The sequence below is a fragment of the Planktothricoides sp. SR001 genome (assembly GCF_001276715.1).
GTDB lineage: Bacteria > Cyanobacteriota > Cyanobacteriia > Cyanobacteriales > Laspinemataceae > Planktothricoides > Planktothricoides raciborskii.
Map to the genome: position 1 here is coordinate 36,046 of NZ_LIUQ01000051.1, position 10,834 is coordinate 46,879.

Annotated in this window: 13 protein-coding genes; 7 read left to right on the forward strand and 6 right to left on the reverse strand. The window is 45.8% G+C overall.

Features of this window, described 5'->3' with window-relative positions:
* Positions 1 to 149: 149 nt before the first annotated feature.
* Together AM228_RS22935 and AM228_RS22940 are read right to left on the reverse strand one after the other, a co-directional pair.
* Positions 150 to 1,415 (reverse strand): O-antigen ligase, encoded by a 1,266-nt coding sequence (locus AM228_RS22935; protein WP_054469261.1) that lies wholly within the window; start codon positions 1,413 to 1,415, stop codon positions 150 to 152.
* Between the two features lie 251 nt (positions 1,416 to 1,666).
* Entirely contained in the window at positions 1,667 to 2,560 is an 894-nt protein-coding gene (locus AM228_RS22940) for an AEC family transporter (protein WP_054469262.1), read from the reverse strand.
* A gap of 222 nt (positions 2,561 to 2,782) precedes the next feature.
* On the opposite strand from AM228_RS22940, the gene AM228_RS22945 reads away from it, so the two are divergent.
* The 3 genes from AM228_RS22945 to AM228_RS22955 are packed head-to-tail and all read left to right on the forward strand — an operon-like array spanning position 2,783 to position 5,534.
* Positions 2,783 to 3,820 (forward strand): mandelate racemase/muconate lactonizing enzyme family protein, encoded by a 1,038-nt coding sequence (locus AM228_RS22945; RefSeq protein ID WP_054469275.1) that lies wholly within the window; start codon positions 2,783 to 2,785, stop codon positions 3,818 to 3,820.
* Between the two features lie 2 nt (positions 3,821 to 3,822).
* Entirely contained in the window at positions 3,823 to 4,869 is a 1,047-nt protein-coding gene (locus AM228_RS22950) for a DUF1611 domain-containing protein (protein WP_054469263.1), read from the forward strand.
* 44 nt (positions 4,870 to 4,913) lie between these two features.
* The gene (locus tag AM228_RS22955) at positions 4,914 to 5,534 is read left to right on the forward strand and encodes a hypothetical protein (RefSeq protein ID WP_054469264.1); all 621 of its coding nucleotides are present in this window, start codon (positions 4,914 to 4,916) and stop codon (positions 5,532 to 5,534) included.
* A 61-nt stretch (positions 5,535 to 5,595) separates the two neighbouring features.
* Here AM228_RS22955 and AM228_RS22960 read toward each other — a convergent pair whose 3' ends face one another.
* Entirely contained in the window at positions 5,596 to 6,120 is a 525-nt protein-coding gene (locus AM228_RS22960; protein ID WP_072160896.1) for a helix-turn-helix domain-containing protein, read from the reverse strand.
* A gap of 421 nt (positions 6,121 to 6,541) precedes the next feature.
* A complete protein-coding gene (locus AM228_RS36390) occupies positions 6,542 to 6,664 on the reverse strand; it encodes a hypothetical protein (RefSeq protein ID WP_255353254.1) in 123 nt (40 codons plus the stop codon).
* Positions 6,665 to 6,789: 125 nt separating this feature from the next.
* Between AM228_RS36390 and AM228_RS22965 the strand changes: the two genes are divergently transcribed.
* From AM228_RS22965 to AM228_RS22975, 3 genes are all read left to right on the forward strand, one after another.
* Positions 6,790 to 7,005: a hypothetical protein gene (locus tag AM228_RS22965; RefSeq protein ID WP_054469265.1), complete on the forward strand. Its 216-nt coding sequence runs from the start codon at positions 6,790 to 6,792 to the stop codon at positions 7,003 to 7,005.
* A 502-nt stretch (positions 7,006 to 7,507) separates the two neighbouring features.
* A complete protein-coding gene (locus AM228_RS34475; RefSeq protein WP_054469266.1) occupies positions 7,508 to 7,987 on the forward strand; it encodes a hypothetical protein in 480 nt (159 codons plus the stop codon).
* Positions 7,984 to 9,858 (forward strand): 5'-nucleotidase C-terminal domain-containing protein, encoded by a 1,875-nt coding sequence (locus tag AM228_RS22975; protein ID WP_054469267.1) that lies wholly within the window; start codon positions 7,984 to 7,986, stop codon positions 9,856 to 9,858. The genes AM228_RS34475 and AM228_RS22975 overlap by 4 nt, the downstream gene beginning before the upstream one ends.
* Before the next feature lie 320 nt (positions 9,859 to 10,178).
* On the opposite strand, the gene AM228_RS22980 is transcribed toward AM228_RS22975, so the two are convergent.
* Together AM228_RS22980 and AM228_RS22985 are read right to left on the reverse strand one after the other, a co-directional pair.
* The gene (locus AM228_RS22980) at positions 10,179 to 10,370 is read right to left on the reverse strand and encodes a hypothetical protein (RefSeq protein WP_054469268.1); all 192 of its coding nucleotides are present in this window, start codon (positions 10,368 to 10,370) and stop codon (positions 10,179 to 10,181) included.
* 45 nt (positions 10,371 to 10,415) lie between these two features.
* Entirely contained in the window at positions 10,416 to 10,664 is a 249-nt protein-coding gene (locus AM228_RS22985; protein WP_156331990.1) for a hypothetical protein, read from the reverse strand.
* On the opposite strand from AM228_RS22985, the gene AM228_RS35645 reads away from it, so the two are divergent.
* The coding region (locus AM228_RS35645; protein WP_231636917.1) for a hypothetical protein at positions 10,654 to 10,834 on the forward strand (181 nt) is incomplete at its 3' end. The genes AM228_RS22985 and AM228_RS35645 overlap by 11 nt on opposite strands.

Sequence of the window (10,834 nt, forward strand, 5' to 3'; positions counted from 1 at the left end):
AGAGAATAGAGAAAAGAGAATAGAGAAAAGAAAAGAGAGAATTTTCCTATGCTTCCTCTTTCCTATGCTTCCTCTTTCCTATGCATCCTCTTTCCTCAAACCCCTACACCCTACACCCTACACCCTACACCCCCTCAAACCCCTACACCCTACACCCTACACCCTACACCCTCGCTCCCCTGCTGACAGGCGATCGCCAAGAAATATAGCGCCACTATCATAAAGGTGAAATCGGCGATAAAAAAGTCGGGTAATTGTGACACTAATAAGAGAATTACAAAAATAATCACCGGCCCATTTTTCAGAGTGGCTTGAAGCATAATTTGGCCTAACAAACCTAAAAAAATCAACAATCCAGGAATGCCGGTTTCGGCGCCGATATTTAGAAAAATATTATGGGCGTGTAATCCCACCCGTCCCATCACTTGTGGGCTAATATGTTCGGCAAAAACCCCAATGCCAATGCCCGTAATCGGATGCTGAATAATTTGCGCGATCGCGGTTTTCCACAGGAGAAATCTGGACATGGCGGTACTTTGAGGATCGGGAATTGAACCCCTGGGTTCTGCCTGAGTCTGGGTCAACCAATCAATCAAGGGGAAAATCTCACTGTCTCTGAGTCCCAAGCGGTACGTGGGAATCGGAAAAAATAGTAAGGTAAAGATAAAAATTGCACTATAAATAATTGCTTCCTTCAGGGTTAGTAGCCGATAAATTAATCCCAATACCATCAATAAAACAAACACAATCCAGGCATTCCGACTCGCGGCTAAAGCCAGGGACATAAATAAGCAAAACATTCCTGGATAAAACTCATAATCCTGGATTACTCGTGCTTTTTTTAAAATCATCCCCAGACCCAACCCAATCGCCATAACTGTGCCAAACTGATTGGGATTTTGCATTAATGAACTGACTTGGGGATAGTGACCCAGATAGTTATAGGCTCCGAATACTTCAAAAAACCAGTTCTCTGGAAAAAAATATTCGACCAATCCGATAAATCCCAGCAAAGCTAAAAAATTAAAAATAATTCTATGATATTTGTGATATATGTTGGTCAGGTTATGAGCGACAGTCATTAGCAAAAATGCTAAAAATATTAAAATATCAATCGAATACATGATATTATATTTAATCGCCGTTTTTACATAAGGACTAAACGCCGCACAAACCCAAATCCAGCCATAAAATAAGGTCAAAGTTAATAATATTTTTCTATTGGTTTTCCAGACCGTTTGCCAGTGGGTTAAATTCTGAAAAATTAATAAGCAAGCGGCGATGGGAATCAGCAGACTATCAATCCGGGTATTTCCTGGTAAAATCCGTAAAGGAAATAGGGTGGAACTGAATAATAAGACAATACAGAGAATCTGATTAATTTTTTCTTTTGGAAATGCGGGAGCAAAATTCATATTGCTTAGATTTTAGTAGATAATTTATTGGTTGTATAAGGTTATATGATAATATAATAAAATTATTGCTTTTATTCTAAAAACCACCCTTTTTAAGGGGGGTTGGGGGGAGCGATATCGGTATTTTGCCAGGAGTCTAATGTTATGTAATTGTACATTTTCCTCTGCTATTACAGTTTAATTCTCAAAACGCCGTTGACGTTTTTCTTGTTCCCTGTTCCCTATTACCTGTTCCCTCCCAGCGCGAAGCGCTATAAGTCAGCGATCGCCCAAATTACCACGGGCAAGGTGACAAATCCCAATAAAGTAGAAGCCACCACTACTCTAGCAGTTCTGGGGGCATCGCCGCCAAATTCGTTTACCATTAAAAAGGAATTAACTGCCGCTGGCATTGAACTTTGTAAGACCAAAACTTGCAAATCTAAGCCGGTTAATCCTAAGAGTTTGCCTGATAAGTATGCCACCACTGAACCCACCACTAAACGCATAAAACTTGCCGCCCCTTCATAGGGGGAAAATTGCCAGGTACTATTGGCAATTTGCATTCCTAATAGTAATAAGGCGATCGGCACTGCGGCTTGGGCTACCAGATGTAAACCCTGATCTAATTTAAACGGTAATTCACTACCAAATAACCGCAACAATACGCCAAAAACCATCGCCCAAATTAGCGGCAGTTTCAGGGTAAACCGCAATCCAGACCAAAAACTTCCCCCTTTCAAAAAAGCTGGGCCGGTGCTAAAAGTGACAAGACTAGAGGCGATAAGATAGACGATCGCCCGTTCTAAACCTGCTTCCCCAAAGGCAAATAAATTGACCGGCAAACCCAGATTTCCGGTATTGGGAAAAGAGGTGGTAGCTAGTAAACTTTTTTGGGTGGCTGGTGATAAGCTAAATTGTTTTCCCACTACCCATACCAACAAACATAATAACAGATAAGTGAGGATAAATCCCGCAAAAATGCCCAGCATATTTTCGGTATTCATTGTGGTACGATATAAGCTATCCACAATTAAAGCGGGAGAAAGAACATAGAGGACTACACGAGAGAGAGTCGGCTGATCTAATTCTAGGGTTTTACCGGCATAAAACCCCATCAGGACAATCAAGGCTACGGGAATGACAGAAGATAAAAGGGCAATCATACTGGCGGTTAATGGAGATTTAAACTTAGGTTAGTTTAAAGATAATCGGTTTTATGCAAATTTGCTAGGGACTAATTTACAAAAGACTGACCCTTTCTCTATTCTCTATATTTAAAACCTGTATATAGGGGATGAGTGGGGAATGTCCACCCTACATCAGCGATTAAAACCCGATATGATTCCCGATATGATTATTGGATTTCAGAGAAGTTGATTCAAATTATGAAACTTTCCATCGAAACTTTTACGGTGCATAAACGCTTTGCTTTGACGATTAGTCGGGGCACGACGGCTGAGAGTCAAAATGTTTTGGTGAAAATCGAACAAGATGGAATTTCAGGCTGGGGAGAGGCGACTCCTTTTTCTATTGGAGAAATGCAGCAAACAACGGCGGATATCGTCGATGGTTTGCAACGAATGTCAATGATTGCTGATAGTCTTGATCCCTGCGATCGCCAAAGAATAGAAAGAATTATCAAGACCATGAAAATGCCTTCAGCGGCGAAAGCAGCCATTGATGTGGCTTTACATGATTGGTTAGGCAAAAAAGTCGGAATGCCTTTGTGGAAATTGTGGGGATTACAACTGGCAAATATTGTTCCTACTTCTGTCACTATTGGGATTAATTCCCCCGCAGGGGCAAAAGAAAGATTGCGAGATTGGCTGAATGTTACTCCGGTAAAAGCGATAAAAATTAAACTGGGTTCTCCGGCAGGAATTGCTGCGGATCAAGCGATGTTTATGGCAGTGTTGGAATCCGCCCCAGAAGGGACGAAAATTAGTGTTGATGCCAATGCCGGTTGGAATCTGAAAGATGCGAAAAAAATGTGTGCGTGGTTAGCCACTCATGGGGTGGAATATGTGGAACAACCGCTGCCGGTGAAAGAGAGAAAGCAATTATTAGAACTTTATGAACAAGCCCCTTTACCGATTTTTGTGGATGAAAGCTGTTTTACCAGTGTGGATATTCCCAAGTTGGCTGACCGGGTGCATGGGGTGAATATTAAGTTAATGAAATGTGGAGGCTTAACGGAAGCTATGCGAGCAATTTATACGGCAAAAGCTTGTAAGTTAAAGGTGATGTTTGGTTGTTATTCTGATAGTATATTGGCGAATACGGCTATGGCGCATCTGTCCCCTTTGGCGGATTATCTAGATTTGGATAGTCATATGAATTTAACGGACGATCCTTTTACCGGCGCGATTATGGATAATGGGTGTTTGATGCCGAATTATTTACCAGGTTTAGGAGTGAAATAGAGATGTTTTTAACCAGTAGTCATCGGGTGGCGATTCTGCTGCATGGCGGCATTTTGGGGCAGACAGGGAAAACAGGTTTAACCCTACTGCGTTATAGTCAAGCGCAAATTGTGGCGGCGATCGATCGCGATTGTGCGGGAAAAAATTTGTTTGAACTGACAGGAGTTGCCCAGGATGTGCCGATTGTGGCATCGGTGGGTGAGGCGTTAGTTTATCAGCCGAATGTTTTGGCGATTGGGATTGCCCCATCTGGGGGCGCTTTGCCCGATGATTGGGTGCAAGAAATTGAGGCAGCGATCGCCTCTGGACTTTCTTTGGTGAATGGCTTACATACTTTTTTTGGCCAAAAACCGGCATTGCGGCAAATGCTGCGGGAAGGTCAGTGGATTTGGGACGTGCGTCAGGAACCCCCCGGACTCGGAGTGGGTGGAGGTAAAGCCCGATCGCTGTCTTGTCGTCGGGTGTTGGCGGTGGGGACAGATATGGCGATTGGCAAAATGTCCGCCAGTATTGAGTTAGAACGCTGTGCTTTACGTCGAGGTATCCGGGCGAAATTCTTAGCGACAGGTCAAGCCGGATTAATGATTGCCGGAGATGGGGTGCCTTTGGATGCGGTGCGGGTGGATTTTGCTGCTGGGGCGATCGAAAAAATGGTGATGCAGTTTGGCCCTGACCAGGAAATTCTGTTTATTGAGGGTCAAGGATCGCTATTTCATCCCGGTTCTACGGCAACTTTGCCCTTGTTGCGGGGCAGTCAACCCACTCATTTGCTGTTAGTTCACAAGGTGGGGCAAACGGCGATCAAGCATTGTCCTGATGTGAAGATTCCACCGTTACCAGAAGTGATTAAATTGTATGAAATGGTGGCAAATGCTGCCGGGACAATGGAGCGTTCGCGGGTGGCGGCGATCGCTTTAAATACCGGGCATTTAGATGAAACTGCTGCCCAAGATGCGATCGCTCAAATTCAAGCGGAAACCGGCTTACCTTGCAGTGATGTAGTGCGCTTTGGCGCTGATTTATTATTAGATGCCTTAATCAGCAATTAAGGATAGCTCGTTCATTTTTCAAAAAATATTCATAATCTGTCAAAATGACTAACTTAATTGAACCAACCCAAATCCTAGAACAAGCGGCTAAATCTGTCACCGATAGAACCATAAAAAAACCGCCAAGTGCCGACCTGATTACTGCACTATTAGAAAGTGAGTCTACGGCAAAAAAAGATAAACCTGAAGCTAACTTTAGCCAATTAATCGGTAATTGGCGACTCTGCTTTGTTAGCAGCAAACAAACCGCTCAAACTGTTAAAAAATCTGGACAATATCTGCCAATTTTTCTCAATATTCAACTGAGTTACTCTCCCACAACCCTGGAAAAATTAGAAATGGGCAACGATCCAGACTTTACCCCAGGGAGCATTCAAAATATTATTCAAGTTGCTTCGGTTAAATTCACCATCAATGGCCCGGCTAAATTCTACCCGAAAAAAAGCCTTTTAGCTTTTGATTTTACCCGCATGAAAGTGCAAATGTTTGGCATTACTCTTTATAACGGATATATTAGAGATGGCAAAAATAGCGAGGCAAAGTTTTATCAAAGAAAAATTAATCAACAAGCTTTTTTTGCTTATTTTTTGCTGACAAAACAGGCGATCGCGGCTAGAGGACGCGGAGGGGGACTGGCACTGTGGGCGAGAATTTCAGCCAATTAGCGATCGGGTATTTTTCTGGTGTTATTGACCAAAAACTAAGCCTAAAAACTAAGCCTAAAAACTAAAGTTCAAAAACCGCTTTTGGTTCTTGACTTACCGGCTGAAAAGTGGCAAAAATCTTTCTCACTAATGGTACATTAGCCGCTGCTTCAATCCACAGCCGAGCACCGCATGGGCCTGTTTCATGGGGGGTGTACACGATGCGGCAGGGGCCGTTGATTTCTAATTCGTGGCATTCATGTTGGTTTTTGCCTTCTTTAACCACAATCGGCGGCTCGTTCTGACCTTCTTTGGCGTTTTTGCCAATAATTTGCCGGTTCACCAGGATGCAGGTTTCCGCTTCCCGGCGGCGCTTATACCAGGTGGCTTTGGGCCCTTTGCCCCGTTCTTCGATGACCGGCATTCCGTTGAATAAGGGGATAACCCAGTTGCGGCCTTGCTTTTCGGCTCCCTTAACCCGCCCTTGCTGGAGGAGAATGCGGAGTCTGACGGTGGAAATGCCTAGGTAGTGGGCGGCTTCGGTGGTGCCGATATGGGTTGGGGTGCTGATTGGGGTGCTGGTTTGGTTGTTGGTTGGGGTACTCATTTTTTTGGCCTCTCTTTCTACATCGTAATAGTACGATAGCAGGATTTTTAGGGGGTGTCAAGATTTTCTCTTGTTGGTTGTTATTTTGATTTACTACATCGTAATAGTAAGGCGGAGGGGGGAAAATTAGTTTGGTAGTTTGGTAGGGTGTGTTAGGCTGGCGATTGACTTTGGGGGGTAACAATTAACCTTAATTCCAGCCGTAACGCACCACAGATAATTGGCAGCGGATGGACTCTTCTATTTTATTTGAGAATAGTGGTTGGCAGCGGATGGGGTGACTATTTTATTTGAGAATAGTGGTTGGCAGCGGATGGGGTGACTATTTTCTGTATGAGATAATTCTTTTATCCGCGATCTATCCGCTGCCAATCCGCGATCTATCCGCTGCCAATATCCGCTGCCAATTATCTGCGAGGACTTAGAAACCGGGTTTCTTTTTTGGCTGCCACAGATAACCTTGATATCCACAACAGAAACCCGGTTTCTGGGCTGTGGTTTGTCTGCGGGGACTAAGAAACCGGGCTTCTTTTTTAGCTGCCAAAGATAACTTTGATATCCACAACAGAAACCCGGTTTCTGAGTTATTTATAGTAGTAGGATGAGATTTTTACCAAGAGGCGATCGCCTTTATTGCTGAGATACCGCGCTATAAATCAGGAGCGTACTATGCCATCTTTTGAAGCAGACCCGACCAATTTTGCCGAGTTATTGGAAATTGTTCGGGATAGGTATGAAATCTATTTGAAACCAGGGGATGACAAGGGGCTTTTTATGATTGATTCTGCGATCGCGATTCGTGGCAATGTTTGTGGGGGCAATCCCTCCGTGGCTGCCCCCTATCTGTTTGCGGTGGATGCGCGGGCGGTGGTAGTGAAATCATAATTCTAAAAAGGAAAATTTATCAAAATTTAAATAGAAGATAAAAGATGGTAATGTGGGGAAATCAGCGGCTATATACAGGCGATCGCCCCAGGCCAAAAAAGAAACCGGTTTTCTGCCAGAGAAGCGGGTCGTTTAGCTTATCTCGCCGGTCGCATTCCCATCAAGACGGCGGCTTCTGCCTCTTCCCCCTCACGAGAACTGTCACCACCTAGGGGACTTCTGGTCCTCTGAACCGGGGGATAGAAACCGGGTTTCTACCCTCGATTTCTCGTCATCGATCCGAGATTTTTCCAAGAAACCCGGTTTCTGAAAAAGCCGATAAATCCTAAATTCTTTTATTTTCATATGACAATAAAAGTTTTTATTAAACTAATATAAATATAAAAGAATTTAGGGGCACCGCGTTGAGCGTCATCGAGCCGAGATTTTTATTAAATTGGGCTGAATCTGTTACAATCCCGAAGTATAAAGAATCATTGTCACTGATCAGGAAAATTAAATTATGACTTTCACTCTCCAAATACTGCATACATCCGACCAAGAGGCAGGTGTTGAAGCACTAGAAGATATCCTCCCTTTTTCCAGCGTCATCAACGCTCTGCGTTCTCAATTTCCTGAACAAACCCTGACCCTAACTTCAGGAGATTTATACATTCCTGGCCCGTTTTTTTTCGCCAGTAGCGATCCGGCACTGAGCGCTGTAATTGGTAAACCCGGTGCAGGACGAGCCGATATTGAAACTAACAATGGCTTGTTCTTTGACGCCGCCACCTTCGGCAGTCATGAATTTGACCTCGGTACGGGTATCCTCGCCTCCTTGATTCCCGCAGACCCCGTTATCGAAGGAGTCTATAACTATCCAGGTGCTAAATTCCCATTTTTGAGTGCGAACCTCGACTTCAGCACCGACAATAATTTAGCAAAATTCGTCGTGCCTGACGGACAGCCCCCCAACCCAACAGCATTGCTAAAAGCACGGTGATTTCTTTGCAAGGGCAACCCATCGGCATTGTTGGGGCTACGACTCCTCTGCTGGGCAGCCTCTCGTCTCCTGGCAATGTCGGTATATCCCCCTCAGACCCCAACGATCTCGATGCTCTGGCGGCCACCATTCAACCCTCCATTCATGCCCTCACCGCCCAAGGTATTAACAAAATTGTTCTGTTGTCTCACATGAGAGACCTGAATATCGACCAGGAACTCGCCTCTCGCCTGCGGGATGTGGATGTGATTGTGGCGGGGGGATCTAACGATATCTTGGCAGATGCTACCGATCGCCTGCGAGTCGGAGATACCTCTGGAGGTCTCTACCCAATTCTCACAACCTCTGCCACCGGGCAACCCGTTGCCATTGTTAATACCAAGGGCAACTATAAGTATGTGGGTCGCTTGGTAGCGGATTTCGACGATAATGGGGTTCTGATTCCCTCAAGCATTGACCCCAATATCAGTGGAGCCTACGCAACGGACAAAACTGGGGTGATCGAGACCGGGAACGTCCCCCCCTTTGAGGAATTGTCGGTAGGCTTGGCTGTGGCACAACTTTCCACCGCCCCCAAAGACGGGAATACCTTTGGTCGCAGCGAGGTATTTCTCAACGGCGGCACCAGCGATGTCCGCACCCAAGAAACCAACCTGGGTAATCTCGGTGCGGATGCTAATTTGTTTGCGGCTCGCCAAGTCGATCCTAGCGTGGTGATCTCGATTAAAAATGGGGGGAGTATCCGCTACTCCATCGGGGCCATCAGTAGCGAGGGCGAAAAAACCCCACCGCTCGCCAATTCTATTGCTGGGAAGGAAGCGGGACAAGTTTCCCAACTCGATATTGAAAACGTCATGCGATTCAATAATGAGTTAACGGTGCTGACCCTAACGGCATCGCAACTGCAACAAGTAATCGAGCATGGCTTGGCGAAAACAGCAGCCGGGGCAACTCCGGGTCAGTTCCCACAAGTTGGGGGGATGGCGTTTAGCTTCGATCCCACTTTACCCTCTGGACAGCGCTTGCGTTCTCTCTCCCTGCGAGATGAATCGGGCAGTGTTACGGATATTGTGGTAGAAAATGGTCAGTTAGTCGGCGACCCAAACCGCTCCTTCCGCACTGTCACTCTGAAATTCCTGGCAGATGGAGGCGATGGCTATCCTTTCCCAGACTTTGCTGCCACCTCTAACCCCGTCAGCCTCGCAGCAGCAGGATCTGACTCAACTTTTAATACCCCAGGTCGGGAGCAAAAGGCGGTGGCGGATTATCTGACGGCGATCGGCTCGTTTAACGAAGCGGATGTACCCCCAGCCGAAGACGATCGCATTCAAAACCTGACGGCACGCAGCGATACCGCTCTAGCCTCGGAGTTCTTTAACTTAAATCAGACTGATAATGTCTTTACAGTGGTGCCAGGACTGCTCGCCGGACGACTGGGTGGACTGCGATCGCTTGATGGTAACGATGTCGTAACGGGTTCCGTCAATCCTAACATCATCAACGGCAATCGCGGCAACGACACTATTTCCGGACTAGGTGGCGACGATACTCTGTTCGGGGGTAAAGGCAACGACGTTCTCAATGGCGGCGAAGGCAACGATATCCTTTTCGGGGATTTAGGCAGCGACATCTTAACAGGTGGTTCCGGTAGCGATACTTTTGTCTTGCGCTCTGGTGGCGGTGGCGATGTGGTGACTGACTTTGAGAATGGGGTTGATTTCTTGGGATTGCGAGACGGCTTAACTTTCGCCCAACTTTCGATTGCCCAAGGTTCAGAGGGAACGTTAATCTCCTTTGGCGGAGAGGTTCTCGTCACCCTCAATAGCGTTCCATCTAACCTAATTACTGCTGATAGTTTCAGGGCGATTTAATCAGAGCAGCAAGTGGGCAATGTCCACTCTGCCCGCGTCTTGGTGGTCAACGACTTTGCTAACAAGCCCCCCCGTAGCCCCCCTTCAAAATTGTCAAGACTCCTGAAGTGTCCGTGCTGAAGTAATTTCTCTATGGTTCAATTTGCTATGGGGGCGATCGCTGCTTTGGTATCCGCTTGGTGCGATCGCTTCAAGGAACAAAAACGGGTTGCTGCCGAAAAAGAAACCGGGTTTCTGTTGTGGGCATAACAGTTAACTGTGATACCAAACAAGAAACCCGGTTTCTGGGTTTTGGCTTCTGGGTTTAAAGGGAGAATCGCTTATTGCTGAGTTAGTTCTTGAATTAACTGCTCAAATTCAGCGATCGAACCAATAGTAATCGCCCGCTTAAGCAGAGTTTTTAATAACGCCGCATCTTCCATCAGATTAATTGTCTCAGCTAGGGAGGCGGGCACCGGAGAAAACCGGGTTTCTAGGATTTCAATTACATCCTCTTGACGGTTTTTTAACATTCCTGCAAGAATTCCTTCTTGCCGTCCTTTTTCTATAGCAAAGCGTTACAAGGGGGTGATATAGGGCATTTTAGCTTCCTCCTCATAATTCGTGATTTCTGTATTAAAAGACTTCTCCAGTTCTTCTGGTAAGGTCATCATCCAGGCGATTAACCGAAATAGCTCCAAAATTTGCTGGCGGCTATATCCTTTTTGATAAAGGCTTTTAGCTACCGCTATTTTCCATTGTAATCTTTCTTGGGAGTTGCCGCTGGTCGCTTGGGTTTTTAGATGCGCCATCACCATGACTGCCATTGGATTAGAACGGGTGCATCTCAGTTATGAGATAAGTATATATACTCAGGAAAAGTATATTATATTGCTGGAGGTAACCAAGCAGCGAGTGCCCCATTCAGGTACGCACAGCGATGCTTCAGCACCTTGGGCACATTCTCCGGTAGCCATTGTGCCCAAGGCAACTTCAC

Excerpts from the sequence above, each read along its gene's own strand:
- AM228_RS22935 (WP_054469261.1), bottom strand. The coding sequence starts at position 1,415 with ATGAATTTTGCTCCCGCATTTCCAAAAGAAAAAATTAATCAGATTCTC.
- AM228_RS22940 (WP_054469262.1), bottom strand. The coding sequence starts at position 2,560 with ATGATTGCCCTTTTATCTTCTGTCATTCCCGTAGCCTTGATTGTCCTG.
- AM228_RS22945 (WP_054469275.1), top strand. The coding sequence starts at position 2,783 with ATGAAACTTTCCATCGAAACTTTTACGGTGCATAAACGCTTTGCTTTG.
- AM228_RS22950 (WP_054469263.1), top strand. The coding sequence starts at position 3,823 with ATGTTTTTAACCAGTAGTCATCGGGTGGCGATTCTGCTGCATGGCGGC.
- AM228_RS22955 (WP_054469264.1), top strand. The coding sequence starts at position 4,914 with ATGACTAACTTAATTGAACCAACCCAAATCCTAGAACAAGCGGCTAAA.
- AM228_RS22960 (WP_072160896.1), bottom strand. The coding sequence starts at position 6,120 with ATGAGTACCCCAACCAACAACCAAACCAGCACCCCAATCAGCACCCCA.
- AM228_RS22965 (WP_054469265.1), top strand. The coding sequence starts at position 6,790 with ATGCCATCTTTTGAAGCAGACCCGACCAATTTTGCCGAGTTATTGGAA.
- AM228_RS34475 (WP_054469266.1), top strand. The coding sequence starts at position 7,508 with ATGACTTTCACTCTCCAAATACTGCATACATCCGACCAAGAGGCAGGT.
- AM228_RS22980 (WP_054469268.1), bottom strand. The coding sequence starts at position 10,370 with ATGTTAAAAAACCGTCAAGAGGATGTAATTGAAATCCTAGAAACCCGG.
- AM228_RS22985 (WP_156331990.1), bottom strand. The coding sequence starts at position 10,664 with ATGGCAGTCATGGTGATGGCGCATCTAAAAACCCAAGCGACCAGCGGC.